General features: G+C 67.7%; 13 protein-coding genes. 6 read left to right on the forward strand and 7 right to left on the reverse strand.

What is annotated here, in order from left to right:
* Positions 1-17: 17 nt before the first annotated feature.
* Positions 18-2,126 carry a polyphosphate kinase 1 gene (ppk1, locus tag ACVCL3_RS06675; RefSeq protein WP_447100775.1) on the forward strand — a complete coding sequence of 703 codons (2,109 nt, stop codon included), beginning with the start codon at positions 18-20 and terminating at the stop codon, positions 2,124-2,126.
* A 158-nt stretch (positions 2,127-2,284) separates the two neighbouring features.
* On the opposite strand, the gene ACVCL3_RS06680 is transcribed toward ppk1, so the two are convergent.
* On the reverse strand, positions 2,285-3,538 hold the full coding sequence (locus ACVCL3_RS06680) for a porin (protein ID WP_447100776.1): 1,254 nt from the start codon (positions 3,536-3,538) through the stop codon (positions 2,285-2,287).
* A gap of 260 nt (positions 3,539-3,798) precedes the next feature.
* Here ACVCL3_RS06680 and pstS point away from each other — a divergent pair, with 260 nt between their 5' ends.
* From pstS to phoU, 5 genes are all read left to right on the forward strand, one after another.
* The gene (pstS, locus tag ACVCL3_RS06685; RefSeq protein ID WP_395116959.1) at positions 3,799-4,833 is read left to right on the forward strand and encodes a phosphate ABC transporter substrate-binding protein PstS; all 1,035 of its coding nucleotides are present in this window, start codon (positions 3,799-3,801) and stop codon (positions 4,831-4,833) included.
* A 146-nt stretch (positions 4,834-4,979) separates the two neighbouring features.
* Entirely contained in the window at positions 4,980-5,987 is a 1,008-nt protein-coding gene (pstC, locus tag ACVCL3_RS06690; RefSeq protein ID WP_395116957.1) for a phosphate ABC transporter permease subunit PstC, read from the forward strand.
* Positions 5,987-6,853 (forward strand): phosphate ABC transporter permease PstA, encoded by an 867-nt coding sequence (gene pstA, locus ACVCL3_RS06695; protein WP_136256896.1) that lies wholly within the window; start codon positions 5,987-5,989, stop codon positions 6,851-6,853. Before pstC ends, pstA begins: the two co-directional genes overlap by 1 nt.
* The gene (gene pstB / locus ACVCL3_RS06700) at positions 6,846-7,640 is read left to right on the forward strand and encodes a phosphate ABC transporter ATP-binding protein PstB (RefSeq protein WP_395116955.1); all 795 of its coding nucleotides are present in this window, start codon (positions 6,846-6,848) and stop codon (positions 7,638-7,640) included. The genes pstA and pstB overlap by 8 nt, the downstream gene beginning before the upstream one ends.
* Positions 7,641-7,783: 143 nt before the next feature.
* Positions 7,784-8,530 (forward strand): phosphate signaling complex protein PhoU, encoded by a 747-nt coding sequence (gene phoU / locus ACVCL3_RS06705; protein WP_395116953.1) that lies wholly within the window; start codon positions 7,784-7,786, stop codon positions 8,528-8,530.
* Here the strand turns inward: phoU and ACVCL3_RS06710 are convergent, their stop codons facing one another.
* From ACVCL3_RS06710 to ACVCL3_RS06735, 6 genes are all read right to left on the reverse strand, one after another.
* On the reverse strand, positions 8,531-9,949 hold the full coding sequence (locus ACVCL3_RS06710; RefSeq protein ID WP_447100777.1) for a sensor histidine kinase: 1,419 nt from the start codon (positions 9,947-9,949) through the stop codon (positions 8,531-8,533). It lies immediately after the preceding gene.
* Between the two features lie 64 nt (positions 9,950-10,013).
* Entirely contained in the window at positions 10,014-10,349 is a 336-nt protein-coding gene (locus ACVCL3_RS06715; protein ID WP_395116949.1) for a hypothetical protein, read from the reverse strand.
* Positions 10,350-10,416: 67 nt separating this feature from the next.
* On the reverse strand, positions 10,417-11,760 hold the full coding sequence (locus tag ACVCL3_RS06720) for a sigma-54-dependent transcriptional regulator (RefSeq protein WP_447100778.1): 1,344 nt from the start codon (positions 11,758-11,760) through the stop codon (positions 10,417-10,419).
* 184 nt (positions 11,761-11,944) lie between these two features.
* A complete protein-coding gene (locus tag ACVCL3_RS06725; RefSeq protein WP_447100779.1) occupies positions 11,945-13,771 on the reverse strand; it encodes a DUF885 domain-containing protein in 1,827 nt (608 codons plus the stop codon).
* Positions 13,772-13,951: 180 nt separating this feature from the next.
* A complete protein-coding gene (locus tag ACVCL3_RS06730; RefSeq protein ID WP_447100780.1) occupies positions 13,952-15,163 on the reverse strand; it encodes an ABC transporter permease in 1,212 nt (403 codons plus the stop codon).
* A gap of 86 nt (positions 15,164-15,249) precedes the next feature.
* Positions 15,250-16,572, reverse strand: a complete 1,323-nt coding sequence (locus ACVCL3_RS06735) for an ABC transporter permease (RefSeq protein ID WP_447100781.1) — start codon at positions 16,570-16,572, stop codon at positions 15,250-15,252.
* Positions 16,573-16,636: the final 64 nt, after the last annotated feature.

Here is a 16,636-nt window from a genome sequence, read left to right on the forward strand (position 1 = left end):
CCGCCGACCCTCCGCCCATGACCATCGCAAGCGCGCCGCAGCACGTCGAGCCGGAGCCGGCCAGCGTCGGTTTCCGCGCGGCGAACCTCTGCCTCAACCACGAACTTTCGGCGCTCCAATTCAATGCCCGCGTGCTGGCCCAGGCGCGCGACGCCACGGTACCGCTGCTGGAACGGCTGCACTTCCTGTGCATCTCGGTGCGCAACCTCGACGAGTTTTTCGAGGTGCGCGTGGCCAGCCTCAGGCACTGGATCGCCTACGGCGACGCGCGCCCGGGCCCGGACGGCATGCCCCTGGCCGAGGTGCTCGCGCAGGTGCGCGACAACGCCACCCGGCTGATGCACACCCAGTACGAAACGTGGCACGACGAGCTGCGCCCGGCGCTGGCGCGCGAGGGCATCGTGTTCATCGACGGCGCGCCCTGGTCGCCCGCACAGACGCGCTGGGCGCGCACGCACTTCGAGCGCGAGATCCTGCCGGTGCTCTCGCCGCTGGGCTTGAACTCGGCCCACCCGTTCCCGCGGATACTCAACAAGAGCCTCAATGTCGCGGTGGTGCTGGACGGCGAGGACGCCTTCGGTCGCGAGGGCCATGTCGCGGTCGTGCGCGCGCCGCGCTCGCTGCCGCGCGTGATCCGCCTGCCGCCGGAGGTCGCCGGCGCGCCACACCAGTTCGTGTTCCTCTCCACGCTGCTGGAGCGCTTCGCCGACGCGATGTTCCCCGGCATGACGATCCGCGGCGCCTGCCAGTTCCGCGTGACGCGCGATTCCGAACTGGAGCTGGAAGAAGGCGACACCGAGAACCTGGCGCGCGTGCTGAGCATGGAACTGCGCGAGCGGGCTTACGCCGACGCGGTGCGGCTGGAACTCGGCGAGGGCTGCACGCCCGAGGTGCGGCAGATGCTGCTGGTGAACTTCGGCCTGACCGATGCCGACGTGTACCTGTGCAGCGGCCCGGTCAACCTGCATCGCGCGTCGGCGGTCTATGACATGGTCGATCGCCCGGATCTGAAATATCCGCCGTTCGTGCCGGCCGTGCCTCGCGCCTTCACGGCGGACGCCGGCATGTTCGATACCATCAGCCAGGGCGACCTGCTGCTGCATCACCCGTTCGATTCGTTCACGCCCGTGCTCGAACTGCTGCGCCAGGCCAGCACGGACGCCGACGTACTGGCGATCCGGCAGACGCTGTACCGGGTCGGCGAGGACTCGCCGCTGGTCGGCTACCTTGCCGATGCGGCCCGCTCCGGCAAGGAGGTGACGGCGGTCATCGAGTTGCGCGCCCGCTTCGACGAGGAGGCGAACATCCGCCTGGCCGACCGTCTGCAGGAGGCCGGCGTGCAGGTCGTGTACGGCGTCGTCGGCTACAAGACCCACGCCAAGATGCTGCTGATCGTGCGCCGCGAACGGGGCGTGCTGTGCCGCTACGCGCACCTGTCCACCGGCAACTACCACCTGGCCACCAGCCGGCTCTACACCGACATCGGCCTGATGACCCGCGACCCGGGCATCTGCGCCGACGTGGGCCGGATCTTCCAGCAGCTGTGCAGCCTCGGACCGGCGGTGGAGCTGGAGCACGTGCTGCAGTCGCCCTTCAGCCTGCATCGCGGCCTGCTCGCCCTGGTCGAGCGCGAGATCACGCACGCATGCGCCGGCAAGCCGGCGCGGATCATCGCGCGCATGAACGCGCTGAACGAACCCTCCATGGTCGCCGCGCTCTACCGCGCCTCCTGCGCCGGCGTCGAGATCGACTTGATCGTGCGCGGCGCATGCATCCTGCGCCCAGGCCTGCCCGGGGTCTCCGAGCGCATCCGCGTGCGGTCGGTGCTGGGCCGCTTTCTCGAGCACAGCCGCGTGTACTGGTTCGCCAACGACGGCCGCGCCGAGATCTACGGCTCCTCGGCCGACTGGATGGAGCGCAATCTGCTGCGCCGGGTCGAGGCATGCTTCCCGATACGCGACCCGCGCATCGCGGCGCGTGTCTTCCGCGAGACGCTGCAGAACTACCTGGACGACAACGTGCAGGCCTGGCTGCTGGACGCCGATGGGCACTATCGCCGCGCCACGCCGGGCGACGCACCGGCGCATGCGGCGCAGGGCTGGCTGCTGGACCGGTACAAGACCTGACGCCTCGGCGGACGCGCGCGCAGCGTCATCGCCATCATCCGCGCAAAAAAAGAAACGGCGGGCATCCTGGCCCGCCGCTCTCCATCCCTGGGTGGAACTCCCTCACGATAACCGTTTGCCCCGCCGCGCCGCCGCGGACTGCCGCGGCGGCACGGGGTTCAGAAGCGCACTTCGCCGAACACGCCGATCTCGTTGGTCTTCACGTTGCGCACGTGCGGCGGTACCGGCGTGCTGACGGACTTGTCGGCCTTCTCGTGCTTCCACACGCCGGCCAGCTTGAAGCCCTTGGTCACCTGGTACTCGACGCCGGCGTTGTAGTAGACGTTCTTGTTGGCGCCATCCAGCGTCTTGCTGAGCTTGGCGTTGTCGTAGCGGGCGAACAGGCTCACGTCGTCGGCCACCGCCACGCTGCCCCACAGCGAGTAACCGTCGGCCTTGTCGGTGGCCGTGGTGAGCACGTTGTTCCAGTTCTTCGCCGTGAAGTACTCGGCGCCGAGACGGAACGCGTCGCTGGCATAGGCGACCATGATGTCGCCGCGCTCGGCCGTGTTCACGGCGTTGACGTTCTCGGTCTCCTGGCCGCGATGGCCGCGGTAGCCGCCGATCGCCACCACCATGTTCTCGAGCGGCACGAAGCCGAGGCGGCCCTCGACATCCACGCCCTTGCTGCGGCCCGGATTCTTGTAGCCGTTGCCGTTGACCACCGACACCGCGTAGTTGAACGACTTGCCGGCGCCCAGCTCGCCACCCAGGTGCAGGCCCCAGTCCGCCGAGTTGCCGTACTTCAGGCGGTCGGTGATGGTGTTCTCGACGTAGCGGAAACCGTAGTACTGCTCGGCGAACGGAATCCACGGCATGTCGGTCGAACCGATGCGCAGCACCGCCGCGTCGTCGAACTTGCCCTGCACGTAGGCCTTCTTGACGAACAGGCTGGTCTGGCCGTCGCTGCTGGAATAGTTGAAATCGGTGGTCAGGTTCATCGACCAGATGTCGTTGAACTTGTGGTCGACGCCGAGGTAGAAGCGCTTGACGTCCATGCCGATGCCGGACTTGTCGGTCTTGCCGCTGTCGCTGTCCTTCTGGTCGATGTTGGTGAAGTCGAAGTACATGCGGCCGGACAACTTGGTGTTGTTGACCAGCTTCTCCAGCGACTCGAGTTTCTTGTCGCTGGCGGTGGTCACCGCCGTCGCCTTCTCCACCGCCTGGCCGGTGCTGACGTTGATGTCGGACTGCGCATCGGTGCGCTGTTCCAGTTCGTTCACCTTGGCCTGCAGTGCGGCGAGCTGGGCCTTCAGCGACTCGACCTCGGCGCTGGTGGTCGCCGACGTCCGGTTCTGCGGCGCGGCCGCGGCCGTGAAGCTGGCAACCCCGAGGCCGGCGGCAATCGCCACCGCAATCAGTTTGGAACGCATGTCTTTCTCCGCAAGTGGGTGGGAAATCGCTGGGTCGCCGCCCGAACCGGAGGGGCCTGGCCGGCGATTGGTCAAAAGTTTGCAGACGGACTTTTACGGCTGGATGCCACTGACATGACAGATTCGAGACACTCCCGCGCGCGGCCCGCCGGCACTGTCGCAGGGGCTGTCATCTTGCTGCAACATTCATTTCATTCAATGGCAACACGAAAAGCCTGAAATGGCGGGGTCGCATCCGACCCCACTCGAAAGGAGCTTCCATGTTGACCCTCCGCAAACTGCCAGTCCGGCTCGCCGCCGTCGCCACGTTCGCCGTGGCCTCGACCTTCGGCGTGGCCGCCCACGCCACCGACATCACCGGCGCCGGTTCCAGCTTCGTCTACCCGGTCATGTCCAAGTGGTCGGCCGCGTATGCCGAGAAGACCGGCAACCGCCTCAACTACCAGTCGATCGGTTCCGGCGCCGGCATCGCGCAGATCAAGGAAGGCACCATCGACTTCGGCGCCTCCGACGCGCCGATGAAGGCCGAGGACCTGAAGAAGTACGGCCTGGGCCAGTTCCCGATCGTGGTCGGCGGCATCGTGCCGGTGGTCAACATCGCCGGCGTGCAGGCCGGCCAGATCAAGCTGGACGGCGCTACCCTGGCCGACATCTTCCTGGGCAAGATCAGGAACTGGAACGATCCGAAGATCGCCGCGCTGAACGCAGGCCTGGCCCTGCCGGCCGGCAAGATCACCGTGGTGCATCGCTCGGACGGTTCGGGCACCTCGTTCAACTTCACCAACTACCTGTCCAAGGTCAGCCCGGAGTGGGCCGGCAAGGTCAAGTTCGGCACCGCCGTGGAATGGCCGACCGGCGTGGGCGGCAAGGGCAACGAGGGCGTGTCGCAGTACGTGCGCCAGATCAAGGGCTCGATCGGCTACGTCGAATACGCCTACGCGGTGAAGAACAAGATCAGCTGGGTGAACATGAAGAACGCCGCCGGCAACGTGATTGCGCCGGAAGCGGAGAGCTTCGCGGCCGCCGCAGCTACCGCCGACTGGGCCAGCGCCAAGGACTTCAACCTGATCATGACCAACGCGCCGGGCGCCAAGGCGTGGCCGATCACCGCCACCACCTGGATCATCATGTACAAGTCGCCGAAGAACGCGGGCAACAGCAAGGTCGCCTTCGACTTCTTCAAGTACGCGCTGGAGCATGGCCAGCAAGCCGCCAGCGAACTCGACTACGTGCCGCTGCCGGCGTCGCTGGTCAGCCAGATCGAGGCGTACTGGACGTCCGAGTTCAAGCATTGATGGCTTGATCGAAGCCGCCGCCCGCCCCGTTCGCCCCGAGCGCGTGGCGCAGGGTCGGAGCCGAAGGAGACTGCCCTTCGGCTCCGCTGCGCTACGCTCGGGGCGAACGGGGTTTGTTCAATCACAAGCCGGTCACCGAGTCCCGCATGACGACAGCCATCACCACCGACATCCTGGAACAGCGCAGCCGCCGTGACGCCCGTCACGAGCGGCTGTTCCGCTGGCTGTTGAAGGCCTGCGCGCTGCTGGTGCTGGCATCCCTGCTCGGCGCCGCCGCGGCCACCCTGTGGGGCGGGCGCGACGCGTTCGCCACGTTCGGCTGGCACTTCCTGGTCAGCTCCGAATGGGACCCGGGCAACGAGGTCTACGGTGCCCTGGTGCCGGTGTACGGCACCCTGGCCACCTCCTTCATCGCCTTGCTGATCGCCGTGCCGGTGAGTTTCGGCATCGCGGTCTATCTCTCCGAAGTGGCGCCGGCCTGGCTGCGCACGCCGGTGGCCTCGGCCATCGAACTGCTGGCCGGCATCCCCTCGATCATCTACGGCATGTGGGGGCTTTTCATCTTCGCCCCGTTCTTCGCCGAACACGTCAAGCCGTGGCTGACCAACAACCTCGGCAACCAGCCCGACGACGGCCAGCTGTCGTGGGTGGCCGAGCACGTGCCCTTCGTGGGCAAGCTGTTCGGCAGCAGCTATCCGTTCGGCGCCAGCATCCTGGTCGCCGGCATCGTGCTGGCGATCATGATCATCCCGTTCATCTCCTCGGTGATGCGCGAGGTGTTCCAGACCGTGCCGACGCGGCTGAAGGAATCGGCCTATGCGCTGGGTTCCAGCACCTGGGAGGTGTCGTGGGACATCGTGCTGCCGTACACCCGCTCGGCGGTGATCGGCGGCATCTTCCTCGGCCTCGGCCGCGCGCTGGGCGAGACGATGGCGGTGACCTTCGTGCTGGGCAACGCGATGCAGCTGTCGGCCTCGCTGCTCGACCCTGGCACCTCGATTGCCTCGACCATCGCCAACCAGTTCAGCGAAGCCGCCGGCCTGCAGAAGTCCGCACTGATGGCGCTGGCCTTCCTGTTGTTCGTGGTCACCTTCATCGTGCTGCTGATCGCCCGCCTGATGCTGCGCCGCCTGGCGAGCAAGGAGGGTCGTTGATGAACGCGCTCTACCTGCGCCGGCGGATCACCAATGCGCTGGCCATGACCATGAGCATGCTGGCCACGCTGGTGGGGCTGGCCTTCCTCGCCTGGATTCTCTGGGAAACGCTGCGCCAGGGCATCAGCGCGCTGGACCTGAAGCTGTTCACGAAAATCACCGCCTACGGCGAGGACGGCGGCCTGCTGAACTCGATGGTCGGCAGCCTGGTGATCAACTTCATCGGCATCGGCATCGCCACGCCGATCGGCGTGCTGGCCGGCACCTGGCTGGCCGAGTACGCCAACCGCACGAAGCTGGGGGAGTCGATCCGCTTCCTCAACGACATCCTGCTGTCGGCGCCGTCGATCGTGATGGGCCTGTTCGTCTACACCATCATCGTGCTGCCCAGCACGGCGCTGACCCACGGCAACACCACCTTCTCCGGCTTCGCCGGCGGCGTGGCGCTGGCGCTGATCGCGTTGCCGGTGATCGTGCGCACCACCGACGAGATGTTGCGGCTGGTGCCCTCCACCTTGCGCGAAGCCGCGCTGTCGCTGGGCGTGCCGCAGTGGAAGCTGACCGTGCAGATCCTGATCCGCGCGGCGCGCTCGGGCATCATCACCGGCGTGCTGCTGGCGCTGGCGCGGATCAGCGGCGAGACCGCGCCGCTGCTGTTCACCGCGTTCGGCAACAACTACATGGCCATCAACCCAATGGAGAAGATGTCCAGCCTGCCGCAGATCATCTACCAGTACGCCAACGACCCGGGCGAATCGATGCACGCGCTGGCGTGGGCCGGCGCGTTCGTGATCACCATGTTCGTGCTGCTGCTGAGCCTGGCCTCGCGCCTGATCCTTTCCCGCACCAAGGTGTCCCATGACTGATCCCGCCCTCGCCGCCCGGCCGTTGCCGGTGGCGTCGCCCAAGTTCACCGTGCGCGACCTGCACTTCCACTACGGCGATTTCCATGCGCTGAAAGGCATCGACATGGATATCCCCGAGAAGCAGGTCACTGCGATCATCGGGCCATCCGGTTGCGGCAAGTCCACCTTGCTGCGCATCTTCAACCGCATCTACGCCATCTACCCCAAGCTGCGGGCCACCGGCTCGATCCTGCTCGACGGCGAGAACATCCTCGACCCGCGCTATTCGATGAACCGCCTGCGCAGCAAGATCGGCATGGTGTTCCAGAAGCCGGTGCCGTTCCCGATGACGATCTTCGAGAACGTCGCCTACGGCATCCGCCACCATGAGAAGCTGTCCAGGTCCGACATGGAAGGCCGCGTCGAGCAGGCACTGCGCAGTTCGGCGCTGTGGGACGAGGTGAAGGACAAGCTCAAGCACAACGCGCTCGGCCTCTCCGGCGGCCAGCAGCAGCGCCTGTGCATCGCCCGCGCGATCGCGCTGAAACCCGAAGTGCTGTTGCTGGACGAACCCACCTCGGCGCTCGACCCGATCGCCACCGGCCGCATCGAGCAATTGGTGGAGGAACTGAAAAGCCAGTTCACCATCGTCATCGTCACCCACAACATGCAGCAGGCCGCCCGCGTCTCCGACCTCACCGCCTTCATGTACCTGGGCGAGCTGATCGAGTTCGACAAGACCGAGAAAATCTTCACCAAGCCGGACAAGAAGCAGACCGAGGATTACATCACCGGGCGATTCGGCTAGACGATTGAAAGCCCCTCTCCCTTCGGGAGAGGGGGTGGGGTGAGGGTACGGGCGGGGCCTCGGCGCCCCGCTCCGCCCGAACCCTCATCCGCCCCTTCGGGGCACCTTCTCCCAAAGGCAGAAGGAACAAGCAGAGGCGCATCATGAGCACTGGCACAGACCACATCATCAAGAGCTACGACACCGAACTGAGCCGGCTCACCGCCGAGATCGTGCGCATGGGCGAGTTGTCGGTGAAACAGCTGGAGGCGGCGATCGACGTGGTCGAGCGGCGCGACGAGCGCGCCGCCCAGCGCGTGGTCGACAACGACGACACGATCGACCAGATGGAGCACGACATCAGCCACGACGTGGTGCGTCTGCTGGCCTTGCGCGCGCCGATGGCCGGCGACCTGCGCAACGTGTTCGCGGCGCTGCGCACGGCGGCCGACATCGAGCGCATCGGCGATTACGCCGCCAACGTGGCCAAACGCTCGATCCCCCTGTCGATGGTGGCCCCGGTGCAGCCGGCCAGGGGCCTGGAACACCTGGCGCGGCTGGCGGCCACCGGCGTGCGCGAGGTGCTCGCGGCCTACCAGGAGCGCGATGCCGAGCGCGCGCACGCGGTGTGGAAGAACGACACCGTGCTGGACGAGGCCTATACCGGCTACTTCCGCCAGCTGCTGACCTACATGATGGAAGACCCGCGCAACATCACCCCATGCACGCACCTGCTGTTCATGGCCAAGAACATCGAGCGCATCGGCGACCATGCCACCAACATCGCCGAGAACGTGTGGTTCCAGGTCACCGGCGAACCGCTGCAATCGCAGCGCAGGAAACTCGACCAGACCTCCAGCGCGGACTTCTCCGGCCTGGCCGGATCGGGGGACAAGCCCGCGCGCCCTTGATCAGCCGCGCGGCGGCGCCTTGGCGGTCGGCAACAGCAAGGTCACGCGCAGGCCACCGCCCTCGCGGTTGGCCAGCAACACGCGCCCGCCGTGCGCCTCGGCGATCTCGCGCGCCAGCGCCAGGCCCAGGCCGGTGCCGGAGCGCTTGGTCGAATAGAACGGCAGCAGCGCCTGCGCCAGCACCGTTTCGCTCATGCCCGGGCCACGGTCGGCCACCTCCACGCGCATCTCGGCGCCGACATCGTGGATCGACAGCGTGACCTCGTCGTCCGGGCCGCCGGCTTCGTGCGCGTTCTTGATGAGGTTGATCAACACCTGCTCGACCTGCGCGGCGTCGAACCAGCCCGGCCGCTCCGGAACGGCCGAGGCCAGACGATAGCGGCAGTGCAGCGACAGGCCTTCCAGAAAGGCCGCCCACTCCACCGCGACCGGTCGCGGTGTCGGCAGCTTGGCGAAGCTGGCATAGCCGGCGATGAAGCCGTGCAGGTGGCGGGCACGTTCGCCGATGGTGGCGAACACGCTGGGCAGGCGATCGACGTCGCCGCGCCGCGCCAGCTCCGCGCCAGAGTGCGCCAGCGAGGAGATCGGCGCCAGCGAGTTGTTGAGCTCGTGGCTGATCACCCGGATCACCCGCTTCCAGGTCGCCACCTCCTGCCGCGAGAGCTCGCGCGTCATGCGCCGGAACGAATGCAGGCGATGCGGCCGCCCCTGCAGGCGGAACGCACGCTGCGACAGGTGGAAGGTTTCGTCGCTGCCGTCCATGTCCACCGTGAGCAGCGCATCCTCGCCGCTCTCCACCGCCTGGCGCAGCACCTGCGGCGCCTCGGCCAGCAGTTCGGCGAAATCCAGCCCGGCCAGGCTGCGCCCCTCATTGAACAGGTGCCTTGAGGCGATGTTGGCGTAGGCCACGCGGCCCGCGGCATCGGTGAGCACCAGCGCCACCGGCGTGTTCTGCACCACCGTGTCCAGCAGCAGCTCGCGTTGCGCCAGGTGCTGGCGCTGCTCGCGCAAGGTGTGGCCCAGCTCGTTGTGCATGCGGATCAGCTTGCCCAGTTCGTCGCGGCGGTTGGCTGCGATGGAGAAGCTGAAATCACCGTCGCGATAACTGGCCACCGCGCCTTCCAGCGCCCGCAGCAGACGGCTCACCGGGTCCAGCGCGCGCCCGGCCAGCCAGATCGCGGCCAGCATCAGCAACACCAGCCCCACGGCCAGTGCGATGTAGACATCCTGCGGCGGCGGCGTCGCGGTGACCGCGGCCGATGCAGCCTCGCCGGCGCCGGCCGCGCCGCCATGCAACCACGCGAGCAGTTGCGGCAGTGGCCAGCGGGTGACGCCGACGAGGATCAGTGCGCCGACCACGCCGGCGGCGACCAGCAGCAGACTCAGCCGCGCGCGCAGCGAGTTCAGCAGTTGCCACATGGGGCACCGCTCCGGCCGCTGCGCACGGCGGCAGGCACCGACCCCGGCCCGCGCGTCCACCGCATCAGCGGCATCCCGGCGCCCTCGGATGCATCGCGCAATCGAGTGGCGGCCGGCCGTTCTGCCACGGTCGCGACTTGCCCATCACGGCGGCCTTGTCGTTGGCCTGCGGCGGCGGCTCATAGGCGGGACCCTGATGCTTCGCCTGCCTGAACTGGAACACGCCATGGGCGTCGTTGCCGGGCAGCACCGGTACGCTGCGGTAATTCGTCGAGCCGGCCGCCGGCGGTGCAGCATCCCAGCGATCGTCGCGGGAGTCGCTCTGCGGCGCGGCCGACTGCGCGGCCACGGCGCCGGCCAGCAACATCGCGCAAGGGATCAACAGACCTCGAAACTTCATCGCACACCTCCGCCTTCTCGATCGCGCATCTTTGTCCGCCGCACGCGCGGCGGCAAGCCCGCTCCGGTCAGCCCGAGGTGGCCAGCCCGTAGCGCTCCATCCGCCGATACAGCGCCTGGCGCGACAGGCCAAGCTGCTGCGCGGCGCGACTGACCACGCCGCCGGCATGCTGCAAGGCGTCCTCCACGGCGTCGCGGCTGGGTTCGTCCAGGTTGCGGTTGCTCGCTGCCGCATGTTGCGGCAGGTTGAGCAGCTCCGGCGTGATCGGGTTGCCGCCCGCCAGCAGGGCGGCGCGCTCGATCGCGTTCTTCAGCTCGCGCACGTTGCCCGGCCACGGATAGCTCTGCATCGCCTCGCGCGCGGCGTCGCCCAGTTCCGCGCGGCCGTCGAGGAAGAATTCCGCCAGCGGCAGGATGTCGTCGGTGCGCTCGGTGAGCGGCGGCAGGTTCACCTCGATCACGTTGAGCCGGTAGTACAGGTCCTCGCGAAAGGTACCGGCCTGGATCATCGCCTTGAGGTCGGCGTTGGTGGCGCTGAGCACGCGCACCTTGGCGTGGCGCGTCTTGCCCGAACCGAGCCGCTCGAACTGGCCGGTTTCCAGCACGCGCAGCAGCTTCATCTGGCCGGGCAGCGGCAGGTTGCCGATCTCGTCGAGGAACAGGGTCCCGCCGTCGGCCAGCTCGAAGCGGCCCTCGCGCGCCTTGTTGGCGCCGGTATAGGCGCCGGCCTCGGCACCGAACAGCTCGGCTTCGATCAGCTCGCCCGGCAGTGCGCCGCAATTGACCGCCACGAACGGCCCGCGCTTCACCGCGGAGTTCGCGTGCACGATCGCCGCGATGCGCTCCTTGCCGCTGCCGTTGGGGCCGGTGATCAGCACCGGCACGTCGGAACGCGCCACCTGGCAGGCCAGGTTGAGCGTGCGCCCCATTGCCTCGGAAGCGAATACCAGCCCGTCGAGGTCGTACTTGCTGCGCAGGTGCTCGCGCCGCTGGCGCCGCTCGCGCCGGCTGCGGGTCAGCTCGCGGCTGGATTCGGACAACTCCAGCAGGTTCTCCACCGTGGCCAGCAGCTTGTGGTCGTCCCAGGGCTTGGCCAGGTAATCGGCCGCGCCGGCCTTGACCAGCTCCACCGCGGTTTCCAGGTGCGTCCAGGCGGTGAGCAGGATCACCGGCAGGTCGGGATGGCGCTCGCGGATGGCGCGGAACAGCTCCACGCCCTCCTCGCCCGAGGTGGTGTCGGCGGTGAAGTTCATGTCCTGGATCACCACGTCGACGGTGTCGCGCTCCAGCATGGCCAGGCCGTCTTCCGGGGTCAGCGCGGTCAGCGGGAGGATCTCGTGCAGCGACAGCGCCAGCGAGAGCGCCTCGCCCACGGCGGGATTGTCGTCGATGATGAGTACGGTTCGGGTCATTCGTTTTCTGCACATGCGGACATGGATGCCGCTCGTGTCCGCAAGGTTGCCATGACCATCGGGCTATGCAAGCCCCGATGGCGTCATCGACCGGCCCGGCTAGCGTGTAGGGCGGGCACCGCCCGCCGGCTATTCCACAGCGGGACGATGGCGGGCGGTGCCCGCCCTACAAGGGGCCAACCGGCTAGATCGCCGCCGGATGCGCCGGCGCCTTGCCGGCCTTCACCGCGGCGATCCAGTCGTTGACGCGGTCCTCCAGCACGTCCAGCGGCAGCGCGCCGCCGCCGAGGATCTCGTCGTGGAAGGCGCGGATGTCGAACTGGTCGCCCAACGCCTGCTTGGCTCGCGCGCGCAACGCCAGGATCTTCAGCTCGCCGGTCTTGTACGCCAGCGCCTGCCCGGGCCAGGTGATGTAGCGGTCGGTCTCGGCCTGCACGTCGGGCTCGTCCTCGCTGGAATGGGCGTGGAAGAAATCGACCATCTGCTGGCGCGTCCAGTGCTTGTAGTGCACGCCGGTGTCGAGCACCAGGCGATCGGCGCGCAGCAGCTCATCGGACAGGCGGCCGTAGTCGGACAGCGGGTCCTTGTAGAAGCCCACCTCCTTGCCCAGCTGCTCGGCGTACAGCGCCCAGCCCTCGACATAGGCGGTGTAGCCGGCCTGCTGGCGGAACGGCGGCAGCTTGGGCAGGCTCTGCGCGATCGAGATCTGCAGGTGATGGCCCGGGATGCCCTCGTGGTAGGCGGTGGATTCGATGGTCAGCACGCTGCGGTTGGCGAAATCGCCGGTGTTGACGAAGATCTGCCCGGGCCGCGAGCCGTCCGGCGTGCCCTGATGGTATTCGGCCGCCGCGGCCTCCTTCTCGCGGAACTTCTCAACCGGCTTGACCACCACCTCGGTCTTGGGCAGGCGCCCGAACAGTTTGGGCAGCTCCGGCTCCATGCCGGCGATGTAGCCGCGATAGCGATTGAGGATGTCCTCGCGCGAGGTGGCGTGCGTCTTCGGGTTGGTCTTCAGCGAGGCGCGGAAACTGGCCAGGTCCTTGAAGCCCTGCGCGTGGGCAATCTTCGTCATTTCGCCCTCGATGCGCTTGACCTCGGCCAGGCCGATCTCGTGGATCTGCTGCGGGGTTTCCCTGGTAGTGGTCATCTGCTCGACCTGGAAGCGGTAGATCGCCTCGCCGTTGGGCAGATCCCACACGCCGGGCTGGCTGCGCCCGTGCGGGGCGTAGTCGTCGGCCACGAACTTGCCCAGCTTTGCGTAGGCCGGGCGCACGTCGTGGTCGATCGCGGCGACGATGGCGTCATGCAGGCGCTTCTGGTCGGCCGCCGAGACCGACTTGGGAAAATGCTTCAGCGGCTCGGCGAACACGCTGTCCATGCCGGCCGGCTGCTCGATGCTGGCGATCTGCTTGACCACTTTTTCCAGCAGGTACTTCGGCGGCATCATCTTGTCGGCCATGCCCTGCCGCGCCACCGCGGTGACCTGGTCGAACAGCTTCGGCACTGCCTTCAGGCGCGCCAGGTAGTCGTCGTATTCCCTGGTGCTGTTGAACGGGATCGAGCTGACGAAGCCGGCCAGCGCGATGTGCACGCCGCTCATCTGGTCCAGCGGCATCTCGTAGAGCTTGAGGTCGTAGGAACGCAGCGAATCCTTCAGCTGGCGCACCATCAACTGCTGGTTGAGCTTGTCGCTGTCGGGAAAACCGCTGGTGTCGATCGCCTCGAAGCGCTTGAGGAAATCCTGCGTCGCCTGATGGTCCGCGCGCATGTGCGCCAGCGAGACATCGCTCCAATGATCGTTGTAGCGCAAGTCGCCCAGGATGGTGGCGAACTCGGGGCTGTTCTTCAGCGTGTACTCCCATTGCTCCGCCAGCAGCGCGTTGAGCGCCTGCACGCGACTGGCCACGTCGCCCTTGGCGACGGACTGCGCCGCGGGCGCCGCCTGCAGCGGAGCGGCCAGGGTCACCGAGCCCGCGAGGGCCAGACAGATCAACAACGGCAGGGTTTTCATCGGCAGCGTCCTTTGGGTCGTGGTGAATCGATACGGTGGATTGTGATCGCGTCGAGGGGCGGTCAGCCCGTGCCGGAATGCACGGAGCCGGGAGGGGAGAATCGGGGAATCGCAAGGCCGTGACGCTTCACGCTCTGGTCTTTCCCGTTTCCCATTGCCGACCCTCCATTCCCGGCACCGCTACCCCCTCGTCGCCACCACCGGCGGCACGGCCGCGGCGCGCAGCGCGGGGCCGAGCACGGCGAGCTGGCCGAGCAGCCACAGTGCGACGGCGCCGATCGGCAGGTAGGCCAGCGGCAGGCGCGGCAGTTCGTAGTGCGTCATCAGCAACAGATTGAGTGCATAGGCCAGCACCATGCCCAGCACGATGCCGAAGCTGACGATCAGGAAGTTCTCGGTCTGGAAGTAGTGCAGGATGTCGCGGCGGGTGGCGCCGATGGCGCGGCGGATGCCGATCTGCCGGCGCCGCTGCGCCACCCAGAAACTGGCCAGGCCGACGATGCCCAGGGCGGTGACCAGCAGCAGCGCCACGATCACGCCCACCAGCATGCCGATCATCGCGCGGTCCTTCTGGAAACTGCGGGTGCGCAGGTCGCCGAGGGTCTGCGTGCCGTCCTGGTCGAGCACGGCATCCGGGGCGATCTTCGCGATCGCGGCGCGGGCATCGCGCAACACCCGCGGCAGGTCCGTCGGCGCGGCGCGCAGCAGGTAGCTGCCGGAGAGATAGACGCTCGACTGCGCCGGCACGAACACCGACCAGTCGCGGCTGTCGCCGGGCCAGCCGCCCGGGTCGGGTCGCACCAGGTGGTCGATCACGCCGACCACGCGAAAGTGCGACTTGTCCAGCCAGAACTCCTTGCCCAGCGGATCGACGCCCGGCCACAGGTGCTCGGCGAGTGCCCGCGTCACCTGTACCGAGGCGTCGTCCGGCATCAAGGCGGTGAACGGACGGAAATCGTCGGGCTGCGGATTGCGCCCGGCAACCAGCCGCGTGCCCAATGCCGAAAGGCTGCCCGGGCCACCGACGTAGAACTCGACCACGCCGCCGAAGTGCTTGCCGGCCATGTCCGTGGTGATGCCCGCGGTGCCGCGGCGCGCGCCGAACGGGATGGAGTTGAGCAGGCTCACCGACTGCACGCCCGCAATGCTGCCCAGCCCGGCCAGCACCCGGGCGTTGAGGTCGACCGCGTGCGCGTTCTCGTAGCCGGCCAGTTGCACCGTCGCCAGCGAGGCCTCGTCGACGCCGCTGTCGACCTGGATCGCGTCGATCCGGCCAGCGATCAGGAAACAGGCGTTGCACAGCACCGCGCAGGCCAGCGCGATCTCCAGCGCGATCAGCACGGTGGCCATGCGATGGCGGCGCAACGCGGCGAGGATGGGTCGAATCTGCATGTCTCGTTACCTGATGCCTGGTGAAAACGGTGCCTGTCTGAGATGTCCGGCCAGGGATGGCCGGGCTCCTGCGCAGGAACAGCGCACTACAAAGTCTTTAGCTGAAGGCCCGGCGCCACCCGGCTGGCGCGGAACGCCGGCAGGACCCCGGCCAGCAGGCTGGCGGCGATCGCGGTGACGAAGGTGGCGACGAACATCGACACGTCCAGGTGCGCCAGATCGGCGTACGCCACCGGCTGCCGGCGAACCAGCCACAGGCCGAGCAGGGTCAGGCCCAGGCCACCGATGCCGCCGATCAGGCCGACCAGCCCGGCCTCCACCAGGCATTGCGCGAACACCGCGCCGCGGCTGGCGCCGAGCGCGCGACGCACGCCGATCTCGCCGCTGCGGCGCAGGAACTTCGCCAGCAGCAGGCCGATCATGTTGAACAGGCAGATGGCGAGAAACGCAAACGCCAGCCAGGTCTGCAGTCGCACGTCGCCGGGCACCACGCCGTTGTAGTCCAGCCATTGCATCAGGCTGCGCAGGCGCGTGTTCTGCGGCCGCACGATGCGTCCCAGCGAGGCCTGCTGCGCCGCGTAGCCATCCAGGAACTGCTTGTACGCGGCGACCTTGCCGGCGTCGCCAAGCTGCACCCACAGGCGCACCCACGCACACGGCGAGTTCTGCAGATGGCCGGGCCGCTCGGGCATGTGCCAGCAGGTGAACTGCTGGAAGTTGCCGTCGTTGAGTTCGAGACCGGTGAAGAACGGCGTGAACACGTCCTGCGTCTTGCCGTAGAAGTCCGCGGTGTCGCCATTGGCAAAGCGGCCGCCGGCCACGGTGTAGAACACCGGCGACGGGCGCCATGGACGCAGCACGCCGACGATGCGCACGTCCGTGTCGCGCAGGCGCAGCACCTGGCCGACACTGTCGCGGCCGCCGAACAGCTTGTGGTTGAGATCGTCGGAGATCACCGCCACCCGCGCGTGCCGGGCATCGTCATCCGCGCTCCAGCCGCTGCCGTAGCGGAACGGCACGTCGAACATCGGGAAGAAGTCGCTGGTGGTGGACAGCATGCTCGGCATCAAGGTCGGCAGGTTGACCCCCGGCGCGCTCAGCCGCACCGGGCTGTCCACCACCAGCGTCTGGGCATCGGCCCGATGCGCGCCCCACAGGTCCACTGCCGACTGGTAATCCATCACGTCCAGCGGCTGCTTGAAATCGCCGGGCGTCGGGTTGCCGTCCACCTGCGGATAGAACAGCGTGCCGCTGCGCGTGGGCACCGGGTCGCCGGAGAGCAGATGCATCACCGTCAACGTGGTCATGCTGGCGCCGATGCCCACCGCGATGGCGATGACCATCAGCGCGGTGAGCACCTTGTTGCGCTTGAGGCTGCGCAGGGCGAGATCGAGGTAATAGGTGAACACGTCCGAATTACTCCTGTTGACTCGTTCTTTCGCAGGAGCCCGCTCGCGGACGATGCTCCTGCTC

The organism is Rhodanobacter sp. UC4437_H4 (genome assembly GCF_052978425.1).